Source organism: Sorangium sp. So ce448 (assembly GCF_051520915.1).
Taxonomy (GTDB): domain Bacteria; phylum Myxococcota_A; class Polyangia; order Polyangiales; family Polyangiaceae; genus Sorangium; species Sorangium cellulosum_B.
The window spans coordinates 5,820,417-5,834,717 of record NZ_CP150343.1; the positions used below are offsets into that span (position 1 = coordinate 5,820,417).

At 73.1% G+C, this 14,301-nt stretch carries 12 protein-coding genes; 6 read left to right on the forward strand and 6 right to left on the reverse strand.

Features of this window, described 5'->3' with window-relative positions; all coding sequences use genetic code 11:
• Positions 1–261: 261 nt before the first annotated feature.
• The 3 genes from rlmN to tatC are packed head-to-tail and all read left to right on the forward strand — an operon-like array spanning position 262 to position 3,082.
• Entirely contained in the window at positions 262–1,503 is a 1,242-nt protein-coding gene (gene rlmN / locus WMF45_RS21940; RefSeq protein ID WP_437718806.1) for a 23S rRNA (adenine(2503)-C(2))-methyltransferase RlmN, read from the forward strand.
• A 44-nt stretch (positions 1,504–1,547) separates the two neighbouring features.
• Complete coding sequence (gene tatB / locus WMF45_RS21945) at positions 1,548–2,195, forward strand: Sec-independent protein translocase protein TatB (protein ID WP_437718807.1); 648 nt, start codon at positions 1,548–1,550, stop codon at positions 2,193–2,195.
• The gene (gene tatC / locus WMF45_RS21950; RefSeq protein WP_437718808.1) at positions 2,192–3,082 is read left to right on the forward strand and encodes a twin-arginine translocase subunit TatC; all 891 of its coding nucleotides are present in this window, start codon (positions 2,192–2,194) and stop codon (positions 3,080–3,082) included. Before tatB ends, tatC begins: the two co-directional genes overlap by 4 nt.
• A gap of 219 nt (positions 3,083–3,301) precedes the next feature.
• Here tatC and WMF45_RS21955 read toward each other — a convergent pair whose 3' ends face one another.
• The 5 genes from WMF45_RS21955 to WMF45_RS21975 all read right to left on the reverse strand — a co-directional run bounded on the left by WMF45_RS21955 (position 3,302) and on the right by WMF45_RS21975 (position 6,871).
• Entirely contained in the window at positions 3,302–4,240 is a 939-nt protein-coding gene (locus tag WMF45_RS21955) for a prolipoprotein diacylglyceryl transferase (protein ID WP_437718809.1), read from the reverse strand.
• Between the two features lie 2 nt (positions 4,241–4,242).
• On the reverse strand, positions 4,243–4,917 hold the full coding sequence (lspA, locus tag WMF45_RS21960) for a signal peptidase II (protein WP_437718810.1): 675 nt from the start codon (positions 4,915–4,917) through the stop codon (positions 4,243–4,245).
• Between the two features lie 249 nt (positions 4,918–5,166).
• Positions 5,167–5,850: a signal peptidase II gene (gene lspA / locus WMF45_RS21965; protein WP_437718811.1), complete on the reverse strand. Its 684-nt coding sequence runs from the start codon at positions 5,848–5,850 to the stop codon at positions 5,167–5,169.
• Between the two features lie 173 nt (positions 5,851–6,023).
• Positions 6,024–6,491 (reverse strand): DUF4398 domain-containing protein, encoded by a 468-nt coding sequence (locus tag WMF45_RS21970; protein ID WP_437718812.1) that lies wholly within the window; start codon positions 6,489–6,491, stop codon positions 6,024–6,026.
• A 26-nt stretch (positions 6,492–6,517) separates the two neighbouring features.
• Complete coding sequence (locus tag WMF45_RS21975; protein WP_437718813.1) at positions 6,518–6,871, reverse strand: DUF4398 domain-containing protein; 354 nt, start codon at positions 6,869–6,871, stop codon at positions 6,518–6,520.
• A gap of 613 nt (positions 6,872–7,484) precedes the next feature.
• Here WMF45_RS21975 and WMF45_RS21980 point away from each other — a divergent pair.
• From WMF45_RS21980 to WMF45_RS21990, 3 genes are all read left to right on the forward strand, one after another.
• On the forward strand, positions 7,485–9,887 hold the full coding sequence (locus tag WMF45_RS21980) for a DEAD/DEAH box helicase (RefSeq protein WP_437718814.1): 2,403 nt from the start codon (positions 7,485–7,487) through the stop codon (positions 9,885–9,887).
• A gap of 367 nt (positions 9,888–10,254) precedes the next feature.
• Entirely contained in the window at positions 10,255–11,832 is a 1,578-nt protein-coding gene (locus WMF45_RS21985) for a protein kinase domain-containing protein (RefSeq protein ID WP_437718815.1), read from the forward strand.
• Positions 11,833–11,877: 45 nt separating this feature from the next.
• The gene (locus WMF45_RS21990; protein ID WP_437718816.1) at positions 11,878–12,756 is read left to right on the forward strand and encodes a class I SAM-dependent methyltransferase; all 879 of its coding nucleotides are present in this window, start codon (positions 11,878–11,880) and stop codon (positions 12,754–12,756) included.
• A gap of 94 nt (positions 12,757–12,850) precedes the next feature.
• Here the strand turns inward: WMF45_RS21990 and WMF45_RS21995 are convergent, their stop codons facing one another.
• A complete protein-coding gene (locus tag WMF45_RS21995) occupies positions 12,851–14,020 on the reverse strand; it encodes a DUF1566 domain-containing protein (protein WP_437718817.1) in 1,170 nt (389 codons plus the stop codon).
• Positions 14,021–14,301 lie beyond the last annotated feature (281 nt).

The window sequence follows — 14,301 nt, forward strand, 5'->3', positions numbered from 1 at the left end:
ACGGCGGCAGCTCATCGCATCGCCGCCTCAGGACGCCGCCGTCACCGTCGCCCCGAGGTGCAGCATCGCGCGCCGAAGCCGAGCACGTCCTCCGGCGACGCCTGCGCCGCGCGGCCCTGCGCGAGGGCGAGCCCCTCCGTCGCGAGGGCGAGCCTCTCCGTTAAGGAGCGGCGCGAACCCGCGCCCCCGCCGGCAGATCCGGCGAAACATGCGCGCGCGGCCGTAGACTGGGCCGTCCTGGCGCGCTAGTCGGTATCCGCCGTGGATCCCAGCCCTCGAAGCAGCCCGGACGAACGCCGCCCCCGCCTCGCGCTCCAGGCCGTGCTGCCGGAGGAGCTCGCCGGCGCGTGCGGCATCGACCTCACCGACGCGCGCCGCATCGTCTCCCTGGCGCACCGCCTCGGCGAGCTGCCCGCCCGCGCGCCCGCGACCGTCCGGCGCGCCGCGCTCGACGCGGCGCGGTCGGCGGGCGAGATCAGGACGCTCGCGCTCGTCGAGCGGCGCGCGAGCGCCGAGGATCCGTTCGTGAAGTACGCCTTCCGCCTCGAGGACGGCACGACGGTCGAGTCGGTGCGCATCCCGCTCGAGCGGCCGGGCCGGTACTCGGCGTGCGTGAGCTCGCAGGTCGGCTGCGCGCTCGCGTGCGCCTTCTGCGCCACAGGGCGCATGGGCCTCACGCGCAACCTGGAGGCCTGGGAGATCGTCGAGCAGGTGCGGCTCATCCGCCGCGATCTCGACGCCACCGTAGGCGGCGGCGCGCGCGTCCATGGAGTGCTGTTCCAGGGCATGGGCGAGCCGCTCGCCAACGCCGACCGGGTCATCCAGGCGATCCGGGTGCTCTCCGAGCCGAGCGCGCAGGCCATCGACATGCGCAACATCACCGTCTGTACGGCGGGGCTCCCGTCCGGCATCCGGCGGCTCGCGGCCGAGGTCCCCGCGGTCCGGCTCGGCCTGTCGCTCGGCTCGGTGCGCCCCGGCAAGCGGCGCCTGCTCATGCCGATCGACGGCGCGCACCCGCTCGAGGAGGTCCTCGCGGCCGTGGGCGAGCACGCGCGCGCGAGCGGGCACGCGCCGATGTGGGCGTACACGCTCCTCGCGGACCAGAACGACACGGACGAGGACGCCGCGTGCCTGGCCGCGCTCGCCCGCGGCTTCGCGGCGCAGCACGGCATCTCTCCCCGGCTCAGCCTCATCCCTTACAACGCGATCGGCGCGCCCGGCGATCCCCTGCCCTCGCCGGACGGCGGCGATGAACGCGGCGCGTCGGACGATCCGTTCGTGCGCTCGGCGCGGCTCGACGCGTTCCGCGCGGTCCTCTCCGCCGCCGGCGTCGGCTCGATCGTGCGCTACTCGGGCGGGCGCGACGTCGGCGCGGCGTGCGGGCAGCTCGCGCGGCCTTCGGCGGAGGCGCGGCGACCGGGCGGCCGCCGGGCGCCGCCCCGCGCCGGGGCGACCGCGGGCGCAGCCGACGTCGAGCCGAGCGCGCCGCCCAGGCCAGCGTGAGCGTCGCTATGGATCCCTGCTCCCACGCGCGCTAGCTTGCGCGCGTGTTCGGCTTCAGCTTCGGCGAAATCATGGTGCTCGCCATCGTGGGCATCATCGTGGTCGGTCCCCGGCGGTTGCCTGCCATGATGCGCTCGGCGGGGAGCTGGATCGCCAAGCTCCGCCGCTTGAGCACGGATCTCCGGACGCAGAGCGGCATCGACGATCTGATCCGCCAGGAGGGGCTCGAGCGTGAGCTCCGCGAGCTCCGCGCCCTGTCGCGGGTCAATGTGATCGAGACGCTGGTGAACCCCGTCGTCGGCGCCGTGACCGCCGGTACGATCGCCTCGTCCACGCCGCGCGTGAGGCCGCCGGATCCCGAGCCGCCGCCGCCGCCCGTCGTGAACGCGCCCCGCGAGCGCGAGTACCCCGTCCTCGGCTGCGACGCCTACGGAGTGACGCTGGACGCGGCGCCCGACGGCGCCGCCAGCCTGCCGACCACACCAGAGAGCGCGACCCCCACGGAGGCCGCGAAGGAGGCGGACGCCACGGTCGGCGTCGAGTCCGCCGCGGCGACAGCGCCCGCGACCGCAGAGTCCGCCGCGGCGACAGCGCCCGCGGCCGCAGAGACCACCGCGGCGACAGCGCCCGCGGCCGCAGAGAGCACCGCGGCGTCGCAGGGCGTCGTGACCGGAAACGGAGCGACGTCATGAGCCAGGAGCAGGCGGCGGCGGTGAAGAGCGGCTCCCCGGGGGCGGAGGGCGCGTCGAGCGACGCCGCGGAGGATCCGGCCGAAGACAAGCCGATGTCGTTCTGGGAGCACCTCGACGAGCTGAGAAAGCGGCTCGTCCGGAGCATCCTTGTCTTCTTCGCGGCCTGCATCGTGGGGTGGGAGGTGCGCGAGCAGCTCTTGCACTTCCTGACCGTCCCGTTCGTGCAGGCGTGGCGCGAGCAGAACCTGTCGGGCAACCCCTCGCTCCACTTCGGCGCGCCCGCGGCCGCGTTCGTCGCTTACTTCAAGCTGTCGATGATCGGCGGCGCGGCGATGGCCTCGCCGTTCATCTTCTACCAGCTGTGGTCGTTCGTCGCGCCCGGCCTCTACGCCAAAGAGAAGCGCTACGTCATCCCGTTCGTCCTGTTCTCGACGATCCTGTTCGTCGGCGGCGGCTGGTTCGGCTGGCGAGCGGCCTTCCCGATCTCGTTCGGTTACTTCCTCAGCATGGCCGGCACGGTCGGCGGCGACGGGGTGACGATCACGCCGACCGTGATGATGGGCGACTACCTCGACTTCGTCGCCCAGCTCCTGCTCGGCTTCGGGATCATCTTCGAGATCCCGCTCATCGTGCTCTTCCTCTCCATCGCCGGCATCGTCAACTACATCCAGCTCATCCTGTTCGGCCGCTGGTTCGTGTTCGGCGCCTTCGTCGTGGCGGCCGTCCTGACGCCGCCGGACATCACGAGCCAGCTCGTCATGGCCGTGCCGATGTGCCTGCTCTACGTGCTCTCGATCGGACTCGCGTACGTCTTCGGCAAGCCGCCGACCGACGCCCAGCGAGCGGCGTACAAGGCGCGCAAGGAGAAGGAAGTCACCAAGGGCTGACGGGCGGCGCGGCGCCGGCCGGGCCTCCTGCGCGGCGTCGTCCGCGCGCCGTCCTCCGCGGCGGCGCGGCGCATCGCAGACCGCTGCGCTGCTCCTTCGCGGCCCCGTCTTCCGCGGGGGCGCGGCGCATCGCAGACCGCTGCGCTGCTCCTTCGCGCGCCGCGGCGCACGGCAGACCGCTGCGCTGCTTCCGCGCGCCGTCCTCCGCGGCGGCGCAGGTCAGGCGGCGGGCGCGGCCGCCGCGGGCGCTGCCTTCCGGCTCCGCGCCACGTGGATCGCGATCGCGGCGCCGGCCATCGCGAGCCCGATGAGCTGCGACGTGGACAGGCCGACGAAGCCCCCGCGGTCGTCGGCGCGCACGAACTCGAGCACGAAGCGCCCGAGCGCGTAGAGGCCGAGGAACGTCGCGAAGACCTGCCCGTCGTACCGCTTCCGCCCGTGCACGTAGAGCAGGCAGATCGCCGCGATGGCGAACGACATCGCCGACTCGTAGATCTGCGTCGGGTGCACCGGGTGCGACGGCAGGCGCGGGCTCGTGAGCTCGAGCAGCTTGAACTGCGCCTCGCTCGCGGGACTGTTCGGCGGGAACGAGAGACCGAACGCCCCGTCGGTGCGCATGCCGAAGCAGCAGCCGGCGAGCAGGCAGCCCATCCGGCCGAACCCGAGGCCCAGCGGCACGGCGAAGCCCGCCATGTCGGCCGCCTTCCAGAACGGGAACCGATCGCGCTTGAGCAGCCAGTACGCCATCGCGGACGCGCCCACGAAGCCGCCGTAGTACGTCAGGCCGCCGGCCCAGAACTTCGCCCACGCCAGGCAATCGCGCTCGATCGGGTGGCATACCCCCTTCGCCGCGTCCCACACGCCGTGGTACCGCGACGCGCAGAGCGCCTGCTCGACCTTCCAGTCGACGAGCGACGGGTCGGTGCAGAGGTGCACGTAATCCCAGAAGTATCCGTCGGCGACGACGTGGAGGAGCCTGCCGCCGACGACGCCCGCGAGGAGGCAGGCGAGCCCCAGGTCGACGATCACATCCGGGTCCTCGCCGATCCGCCGCGCCCAGAGCGCGCCGATGGCCGTCGCGAAGAGGAAGCCGGTGAGCAGCAGCAGGAAGTAGGCAGGGAACGCGACGTCGAGCAGGCGGAACAGCTCGGGCCGCATGGTCAGCCCGCGGACGCCTTCGCGCCGGGCGCCTTGAGCTCGGGGCGGTGGGGGGAGAACATGTCGATCGCCATCAGCCCGACGCCCACGACGATCGCGATGTCGGCCACGTTGAACGTCGGCCACACGAACGTCGAGGTGAGCCTGACCTGGATGAAGTCGATGACGTACCCGTAGCGGATGCGGTCGACCAGGTTCCCGAGCGCACCGCCGAGCACGAGCGGCAGCCCCCACCTGAGCGCGGTCTGGGAGGGGTGGAGCTTGCGGTACAGCGAGACGATGAAGACGATCGCCGCGAGCGAGACCAGCAGGAAGAACGGGCGGCGGATCGCCTCGCTCTCGTCGCCCAGGATGCCCCACGCCCCGCCGTGGTTCTTCGCGAAGATCATGTTCAGGTGATCCTTGATCACCTCGATCTTCCGGAACGAGAGCGGCCGCGGCGCGGCGGTGAGGTCCGTGAGCGCCTGCGGCTCCAGCCGGTCCTTGGCCCACCACTTCGTGCCGAGATCGGCGGCCAGGGTGACGGCCGAGACGGCGATCAGGAACACGTACGACGGCCGGTACGCGGGCTTCGCCGGCGCGACCACGTCGTCGGCGTCCGCCTCCTGCGAGGAGCCGCGCCCCTCGTGGTCGCGTTCGCCGGCGGAGGCCGGCGGCTCGCCGGCCGGCGCGTTCACGGGCGCGGAGCGATGCGACTCCGCATGGGCACCTTCGGTCTCAACGGGAGCGTCTCGCGGCGTCGCGTCTTCAGTCATGCGGAGCGCGTTCCTCTACGACAAACCGAGCGCTCCGGCAAAGGCTTCCCTCCGTGGACGCCGCCGCGCGCGTCTTTCACGCCTTGCGCGTGTCACGTGACGTGCGTGACTTGCTCGCGCCGCGCCGCGCCGCGCGCCGTCTGCTCCGGCCGAGCCGCCCGCTCGCGTCGTTCAGCTGGCCGGCGGCACGGGCGGAGGCGCTTCCGTCGATAGCGGAGGGGCGGGGTCGCCGCCCGCCGGGCCCTCCGAGGCGCCGCGAGCGTCCGGGGACGGCGCGCTCGCCCTGCGGGTCGCGACGATCATGTCCTTGGACATCAGGATGACCCCCGCGACGATCGCGATGTCGGCCACGTTGAACGTCGGCCAGTGAAACTCCCGACCGCCGCGGATCACGTACATGTCGATGAAGTCGATGACCCAGCCGTAGCGGATCCGGTCGACCAGGTTGCCCATCGCGCCGCCGAGCGCCAGCGCGAGCCCCCACTTCATCCCCGTCTGGTCCCTGTGGACGCGCCGGTAGATCGAGAAGATGAAGACCATCGCCGCGGCGGAGACGAACAGGAAGAACGGCCGCCGCAGGCCGTCCGGGAGGCCGCGCAGGAAGCTCCAGGCGCCGCCGGGGTTCTGCGCGAAGATGAAATCGAGGTGGTCCGGGATGATCGTGAGGACCTTCGCGCCCGACCGCTTCGGGTCGAACCCGGCGAGGCGCGCGTGCGCCCACCCCTTCGTGACCAGGTCGGCGGCGCACGAGACGAGCGCCACGACGGCCAAGAAGCGGAGCGAGGCGCGCTCCTCGCTGGGGAGGTCGTCGGGAAGGTGCTCGACGGGCGACGCTTGCGGTGCGTCCGAGGACATCGTCCTCGCTTCTACGCGATGGCGTGGCACGGAGCAAACAGCCTCGAGCAGACCGGTGCCCGGCGGCGGTCGTCTTCTGCTTTCTGCTCTTCCGTTCTTCCGTCCTTCCCCCGCGCCTCCCGTTTCCGCCTTCCGATCTCGCCCGCGCCTCCTCCGCCGATCGCAGCGCCGGTTCACCGCTGGTTCAGGATCACCACCGGACGCTCCGGGGCGCGCGGTCGCACCGGCGCCTTTTCCCGTCCAGGAGGATCGGTCGGACCGGCCGGGTCGACCGCCCGCCCCCCCCTCCTTCGCAGCGCGAGGTGCACCTCGCCGTACGCCTGGAGGGCCGCGCCGCGCTGCCGCTCCGTGGCCGCCGCGCGCCCCAGCGACTCGGCCAGCTGCGCCCGGCGCCCCGCGAGGTACGCGAGATCCCTCGCCTCGGCGAGCTCGCTCCCCCCGGCGAACGCCTGCTCCGCGCGCTCCATCGCCTCGGTGGCGCCGCGCAGGTCCGCGGGCGCGAGCTCTGCCGCCGCGCTCGCCCGGGCGCGCTCGTAGCTCTTCCTCGCCTCGATGAGCTCCTTCGGCGGGAGCGGGGCGCTCGCGCACCCCAGCAGACCGCCGACGAGCAGAATGGCCACTGTCCCGTGATTGGTTCGCATGATTCCGCGCCTCCTCTCCGCGAGCCCTAGCGGAGCTGCCGCTGGATGGATCCGACCTCTTCGAGCACCTCGTTCGTGCGGGCCTGAGCCTGCGCCTCGCGCTTGAGGGCGAGCGCGAGCTCCGCGTCCGCCTGCGCGCGCAGGAGCATGCGTTGCGCCCGATCGGGCACGCCGCCTTCCGACAGCCGCGTCGCCCGCTGCACCTGCTCCCGGGCCAGGCGGAGGTGGGCTTCCGCCCGCGGGTCCTCGTCGGCGCCGACCTCCTCGGCGGCTCGAATCATCGCCTCCGACGCGCCGAGCCGCTCGCTGAAGCTTGGCGCGTACGCGGCGCACCCCGCCGCCGACGCGCCGAAGAGCGTCAGGAACACTGCGTTTTTCATGTGCGACACCTCGTTGCCAGCCCCGGACGAGAGGTCGCCCGGAGAAGGCGGGTGAAAGAGCGGATGGGATCATCGACTCCGGATCTCCGTCGTCGATCGGCTCGTCCTCAGGCAACCAGCACACCAGGGCCGACGGCCTGGGGGCGGCGCCTGAGCGCGCACGCGAGAGGCGCCGCCCTGCGTCCGTCGGCGCAGGAGGAATCACCACGCCACTGAGACATCGCCTCACGCGCCGTATCCGCGCTTCTCATCCGTTGCGCGCAAACGAGCCATTCGCCGGAGGGCCCGTGTGCGTCGCCTGCGGCAACTGGACCACAGGAGAGCCCAGCACACCGGATCTCGTTCGAGGACGGGAGAGGCCCCCTCTCCGCTGTACGCCCGCCTGCCGCGGCAGCCCGCCGCGACCGCGTTCCGCGCCCGCCTGCCGTGCCCGCCTGTCGCGCCGATCCGCCGCGCCTGCCGCGCCGGCCCCTCACCCGCGCGCCGTCCTCCCCTCACCCGCGCGCCGCCCTCCGAGATCCCGGCCGCGCGCGCCAGCGCTACGCCGGCCGACGTGTGCATCGCGCCCGATCCGGTTGAGTGACACGGCGCATCTGTTTAGTATACCTGCGTCATGCCGTCGCCCCCCTGGAAGATCGAGACCGGCGTCGAGACCGTCATCTCGTCGTGGCTTGCCTCCGGCTACGTCCGCCCTTGTTTCACCGCGGATCGCGAGCTTCCGCCGGCCGACGCGCGCACCTCACCGATGCCCGACGCGCTCTCGCCGGCGCTCCGCGGCGCCCTGGAGCGGCGCGGCATCTCCCGGCTCTACGACCACCAGGCGCGGGCCTTCGCGGCCGCCCGCGCGAAGCCCACGGGGCCGAGCGCCGCGGCGGAGCCGGCGCAGGCGGGGCGGCACGTGGTCGTCGCGACGCCCACCGCCAGCGGCAAGAGCCTCTGCTTCCATCTCCCGGTGCTCGACGCGCTCGCCGAGGGCGCCGCGTCGGGCCAGGGCGGCAGCGCGATCTACCTGTACCCCACCAAGGCGCTCGCCCGGGACCAGGAGGCCGGCCTGCACGCGCTCATCCGCGAGGCGGGGCTCACGATCCCGGCGATCGTGTACGACGGGGACACGCCGGGCGACGCCCGGCGGGCGGCGCGCGAGCGCAGCCCCATCGTGATGACCAACCCCGACATGCTCCACGCGGGGATCCTGCCGCACCACGCGCACTGGGCGCGGACGTTCCAGCGCCTGCGCTACGTCGTGCTGGACGAGCTCCACACCTACCGCGGCGTGTTCGGGTCGCACGTCGCCCACGTCCTCGCCCGGCTGCGCCGGGTCGCCGCGTTCCACGGATCGAGCCCGACCTTCCTCTGCGCGACGGCGACGATCGGCAACCCGCGGGCGCACGCCGCGCGCCTGCTGGGCATCGCCGAGGACGAGCTCGAGCTCATCGACGAGTCCGGCGCCCCGCGGGGGCCGCGGCGCTTCTTCCTGTACAACCCGCCGGTGGTGAACGCGGAGCTCGGGGTGCGCGCCAGCACCCTGAAGAGCGCGGTGCGCCTCGCCGGGGATCTCGCCCGCGCCCGCGTGCCCACGCTGGTGTTCGGCCAGTCGCGCAACTCGGTCGAGATCATGCTGAAGTACCTGCGCGAGGGCGTCGGCAAGGAGATCGGGGCGGAGGACGCGATCATGGCGTACCGCGGCGGCTACCTCCCGGAGACGCGCCGGCGGGTCGAGCGGGGGCTGCGCGAGGGCGAGATCCTGTGCGTCGTGGCCACCAACGCCCTCGAGCTCGGCATCGACATCGGCGAGCTCGACGCGGTGATCTGCGCCGGCTACCCCGGGTCGGTCGCCGAGACGTGGCAGCGCTTCGGCCGGGCGGGCCGGCGCGGCAAGACGAGCATCGCGGTCCTGTGCGCCACCAGCGCGGCGCTCGACCAGTACCTCGCGAGGAACCCGGCGTACCTCCTGGAGCGCGCGGCCGAGTCGGCCCGGATCGACCCGCAGAACACCGAGATCCTCGTGCAGCACCTCAAGTGCGCGGCGTTCGAGCTGCCGTTCCTCAAGGGGGAGCCCTATGCGGCGATGCCGCCGGACGACACTGTGGCGGCGCTCCGCTTCCTGCAGGACAACGGGGTCGTGCACGAGTCGAACGATCGCTTCCACTGGGCGACCGACGCGTATCCGGCGAACCACGTGAGCCTGCGCTCGGTGGGCTGGGACAACTTCGTCATCATCGACAAGGCCCATGGCAAGACGCTGGCGGAGCTCGACTGGCGCGCGGCGCCGACGATGCTCCACGAACAGGCCATCTACCAGCACGACGGCGAGCAGTACCAGGTCGAGCGGCTCGATTACGAGAACCACAAAGCCTTCGTGACGAAGGTCGTCCCCGACTATTTCACGACCGCGCTCACCCACCGGAAGGTGAGCATCCTCGACGAGAGCGCGGCCGCCCCGCTCGGCCGGGCGACCGCCGCCTTCGGCGAGGTGAGCATCGTGGAGAAGGTGGTCGGGTACAAGAAGATCAAGTTCTACACGCACGAGAACACGGGATACGGCGACGTGCGGTTGCCCGACATCCAGATGCACACGACCTCGTTCTGGCTCACCGTGCCCGAGCCGCTCTGCGAGGAGCTCGGCCTCGGCCGCGCGACCGCCATCGACGGCCTGCGCGGGATCGCGCGGGCGCTGGAGACGGTGGCGACGCTCTCGCTCATGTGCGATCCGCGCGACATCGGCCAGACGCTCGAGGACGGGAGCGAGGCGCGGGAGGTCCCGGCCGGCGGAGAGGCGGCCGGCGTCTTCGATCCGACGCTGTTCCTGTTCGACAACGTGCCAGGCGGCGTCGGGCTCTCCGAGCGCATCTACGAGCAGCGCGACGAGCTCCTCGCGCGCACGCGGCAGCTCATCGCCGGCTGCGGCTGCGACGAGGCCGGCTGCCCGCTCTGCGTCGGCGCCACGGAGACCATCGACGCGAAGCGCAAGCGCGCGTCGCTCGGGCTCCTCGCGATCTTGCTCCACCAGGCGTGAGCACGGCGGCGAGCGCCTCCGGGCGCTCGCAGCGGCGCGGCGCGCATCATGTCCTGAGCGGACGGGTACCCGACCCACGCAGATCCGGCGACATCCACCTCGCTCTGCGCCCCTGAGCCCCTACCACGCTCGCGACGGGCGCGCGTCGTGGACGTGTCGCCGCCGCCCGCGCTCGCGATGTGACAGCCATGTTTCAGCGCACAGGGGAACACCACGAGTCGATTTGTGCAATCGACCGCAGCATCTCTTGGAGATCGAGCGCTGTCGCCCCTTTACCCCACCCCTCGGGGCAATCTAGAGTCGGGGCACCGTGGAGAGCGCGCCATCGAGGGGGGTTGTTCTGGGGCGTTACGCCATTGGACCGCGGATGGCGCGCGGCGGGATGGGCGAGGTGTTTCGCGCGGTCGCGCTCGGGCCGGACGGCGAGGAGGTCCCGGTCGCCATCAAGCGAATCGTCCCGATGCACGCCGGCAGCGACGATCTCAGGCAGCTCTTCATCGCCGAGGCGAGCATGATGACCCGCCTCAAGCACCCCAACATCGATGAGGTGCTCGACTTCGGCGTCGACGATGCGGGCGACTTCTACCTCGTGCTCGAGCTCGTGTCCGGGACGGATCTCGGGCGACTCTGCAAGGGGCTCTGGGCGCGGGGGGAGTCCGTCCCGGTGCCGATCGCGCTCTTCGTCGCCGCCCAGGTGCTCGAGGGGCTGGGCTACGCGCACGAGCGCTCGGCCGCCGAGGGGCGGCTGATGGTGCACCGCGACGTGAGCCCTGGAAACGTGCTCATCTCGCTGAGCGGCGTCGTGAAGATCGCGGACTTCGGCGTGGCGATCGCCACGCGGGGCGACGTGGGGGACACCGCCAGGCGCGACCTGGTCGGGAAGCCGAGCTACATGCCGCCCGAGCAGTTCGACGGCGAGCGCGTCGACGCGCGCGCCGACGTGTTCGCCCTCGGGGTGGTCCTGTTCCAGATGCTCACCGGGACGCGGCCCTTCCCCGGGAGCAGCGCCGCCTCGCGGATGGCGGCGGCGCGCGAGGGGCAGATGTTGCGGGCGAGCGAGCTGCGCCCCGAGGTGAGCCCCGCGCTGGAGGCGATCCTCGCGCGCGCGCTCGCGCCGCGCCGGGACGACCGCTTCCCCGACGCGCGCGCGATGCTGGACGCGATCGAGGCGCTCCGCGAGGCAGGCCACGAGATCGGCACGCCGGAGGACCTCGGGGCGCTCGTGAGCGCGGCGCTGAAGGAGTCGCCGGAGTCGCGTCCGCCGGGCCCCCACACGCCCGAGCTCCCCGAGGACGAAGACGACCTGGAGGGGGGCGAGCTGACGCGCGCCGACGCGGACAGCCCCTTCACCCTGCGCGCGACGCGGCGCCCCGGGCCATCGTCGCAGGTGCTGGGCGGCGAGGCCGAGGCGCTCGAGGCGCTCGAGGCGCTCGATGGCATCGACGCGGCGCTTCCGGCGCCGTCGAGCGCCCCGGTGAGCGGCGGATTCCACGCCGTGGCGCCGGCGTCCGGCGAGGAGAGCTCGATCGATCCGCTCCAGGCCTCGAGCCTGAGGGGAGCGGTCTCCTTGACGCCGAGGCCGCGCGACGAGGCGCGGCCGCCGTCCTCGGCGCCGGGCGCGGTCCTCCCGCCGGCCGGGGCGACGCGGCAGCGCCTGCTCGCGGCGGCGATCGCCTGCGCCGCGCTGGCGGGGATCGCGGTCGCCAGCGTGCGCGTCGGCCGCGGCGGACCGAGCGCAGCCTCCCCCGCGGCCGTGCAGCGCGCCGTTCGGGCAGTACAGCCGCAGATCACCGCCGCCGTGCAGGCCGCGCTGTTGCCCCTGCGAAGAGCTCCTTCCCCCGCGAGCCCCGCCGAGGGCGCTGCGCCGGCCGCGGGCTCCACCGCAGGTGCCGCGCCGGCCGCGGGCACCGCCCCCGCCACCGCGCCGGCCGCGGGCACCCCGTGAGCCGCGTCGCTTGCGGCGCTCGGTCCGCTCGGTTAGCAGCGCGGCATGCGACGCCATCACGTCCTCCTCGCCCTCGCCCTGACCGCGCTCGCCGGCTGTAGCGCCTCGCCGCCCGCAGCTCCGCCGCCTCCGACGGCCGCGCCCCCGGCCCAGCCCGGCGCGCCGCCCGCCGCGGCGGCCCCCGCCCCCGGCGACGCGGTCGCCCCGGCGCCGTTGTCGGTCGCCTCGGTCGAGGTGCCCGCCGCCCTGCGCGCCGTCGTCGACGCCGCCGATCGCGCGGACGCCGACCGGACGCTCGACGCTGGCCGTAAGCCTGCGGAGACGCTCGCATTTTTCGGCATTCAGCCGGGGATGAAGGTCGCGGAGCTCGCGGCGGGGGGCGGCTACTCGGCCGAGCTCCTGGCGCGGGCGGTCGGGCCGGGAGGGGTCGTCTATGCGCAGAACAACCGCTTCGTCCTCGAGCGCTTCGCCGAGAAGCCGTGGAGCGAGCGGCTCAAGAAGCCCGTGATGAAGCCGGTGGTCCGGGTCGATCGCGAGCTCGACGACCCGTTGCCGCCCGAGGCGCGGGATCTCGACGCCGTGTTCCTCGTGCTCTTTTACCACGACACGGTGTGGATGGAGGCGGACCGGGCCGCGATGAACCGCGCTGTCTTCCGCGCGCTCAAGCCCGGCGGCGTGTTCGCGATCGTCGATCATGCCGGGCGCGCCGGGACGGGCGTCACCGAGGTGAAGACGCTCCACCGCATCGAGGAGAAGATCGTGCGCGAGGAGATCGAGCGCGCCGGCTTCCGGCTCGCGGCCGAGGCGACCTTCCTCCGGAGCCCCGCGGACACGCGCGACTGGAACGCCTCGCCGATGGTGGCGGGCGACAAGCGGGGCACGAGCGACCGCTTCGTCCTGAAGTTCGTCAAGCCCGGGGGCTGAGCCGCCGCCGCGGCCTGGGCTCATCGCGAGCGGGCGGGCGGCTGCGGCGCATGCCGTCCGCCATCGGACCCGCCCCTCGGCGCATGAGCGGCGCTCACCCGTCGGAGCGAACGCAGCGCACGAGCCGCCGATCGCGGACCGTGTGGTCCTGCGATGCGCCGTTCGTGAAGTTGACGAGGACGGCCTTCTCCGCGCTGCCGATGGCGGGCGTCGACGACCAGAAGACGTCGGACGGCGTCCCCGGGAAGGCCGCCAGGTCGATCGCCGGCCCGGACCGCCGATCATCGACGATCGAGAGCAGCTCCTTCGCGCTCGGCAGCCGCCAGTCGCTCTTCGCGGCGAGGCCGAGGTCCTGGCAGTGCGCGAGCGCGTCGCTCCAGATGAACCGGGTCTGGGAGGCGTGGCGCTGCCAGACGAGCCCCGTCGAGCGATCGAGCACCCAGTCCTCGCCGGGCGAGAGATCGGCCGGCGCGATCCCCTTCGCACCTCCGACGCACAGCGCCCGCGCGCCGGCCGTGTCGTCCTTCGGGAAGAAGCCGAGGGACGCATCGCTGGCCAGCACACCCCAGGCGAACGAGCTGTCCGCGGCGACGTCGGTCGCGGACCAGTAGAAGCTGTCCTGGGTGGACGTGAAGAAGATATCGGGAAACGCCGTGGCATGGCCGAAATCCACGATGGAGACGAGCTCGATCCGCGTCGGCAGGCGCCAGTCCGAGAGGCCGCCGATGCCCTGAGCGCTGAGCGCCGCGCAGTGCTCCTGCGCGCCGACCAGCGTGAACATCCCGTTCTCCGCCACCTTTTCCCAGGTGAGCCCGGTCACCGAGTCTTCGACCGCGCCGTCGGCTTCTGTGTAGGAGGGGACGGCGATCTCGTAGTTCCCGTCCTGTCCGAAGAAGGGCGCCGAGGGCCCTGGGCACGCCTCCAGCACGGTGGTCCCGTTCGAGCAGCGCGTGGTCGGCGAGTCCGGCCATGTCACCGGCACGGGCGGCGGCCCTCCGCCGCCGGTCCCTCCCTCGCCGCCCCCGCCGCCGATCGGCTCGCTGCCGCCGCCGCCGATCGGTTCGCTGCCGCCGCCGCCGATCGGTTCGCCGCCGCCGCTGCTGCTGCCGAACTGAAAGGGCTCTCCGATGCATCCGGCGAGCGTGACGGACTCCACGAGCAGCGCGGCCAACAGCCAGGTGAAGCGAAGGGCGTGAGGGGTCTCGTTCGGCATGGGCAAGCGGCGGCGCCAGGAGAGGATCCGGGCCAGCAGCCTATCATTCACCGGGGCGCGGGGGTCGACTTCCTCGCAGCGCCTCGCCGCAGGCTCGCATCGCTGCCGCCCGCCGCCCGCCGGCGGCTTCGTTCCCCGCGCGCGCAGTTGCCCACGCCCGCGCCCGCGTCGGCGGCGGTCGCGCCGCCCGCGCGGGCGGGTCGGCCCATGAGAGGCGAAGCGAGCATGATGGAAGAACGACGCGCGGCGGAGAGTGGGGTTGAGCCCGTGCACCTCGGTGCCTCTCCGCCGCGTCGACTTCTTCTACGCAGGTTGCGTCGGGTGCCCTCTCC

Bases quoted from the DNA above. Each gene is read 5' to 3' on its own strand.
- tatC (WP_437718808.1), top strand. From the start codon at position 2,192: ATGAGCCAGGAGCAGGCGGCGGCGGTGAAGAGCGGCTCCCCGGGGGCG.
- WMF45_RS21955 (WP_437718809.1), bottom strand. From the start codon at position 4,240: ATGCGGCCCGAGCTGTTCCGCCTGCTCGACGTCGCGTTCCCTGCCTAC.
- lspA (WP_437718811.1), bottom strand. From the start codon at position 5,850: ATGTCCTCGGACGCACCGCAAGCGTCGCCCGTCGAGCACCTTCCCGAC.
- WMF45_RS21970 (WP_437718812.1), bottom strand. From the start codon at position 6,491: ATGCGAACCAATCACGGGACAGTGGCCATTCTGCTCGTCGGCGGTCTG.
- WMF45_RS21975 (WP_437718813.1), bottom strand. From the start codon at position 6,871: ATGAAAAACGCAGTGTTCCTGACGCTCTTCGGCGCGTCGGCGGCGGGG.
- WMF45_RS21980 (WP_437718814.1), top strand. From the start codon at position 7,485: ATGCCGTCGCCCCCCTGGAAGATCGAGACCGGCGTCGAGACCGTCATC.
- WMF45_RS21985 (WP_437718815.1), top strand. From the start codon at position 10,255: ATGGCGCGCGGCGGGATGGGCGAGGTGTTTCGCGCGGTCGCGCTCGGG.
- WMF45_RS21990 (WP_437718816.1), top strand. From the start codon at position 11,878: ATGCGACGCCATCACGTCCTCCTCGCCCTCGCCCTGACCGCGCTCGCC.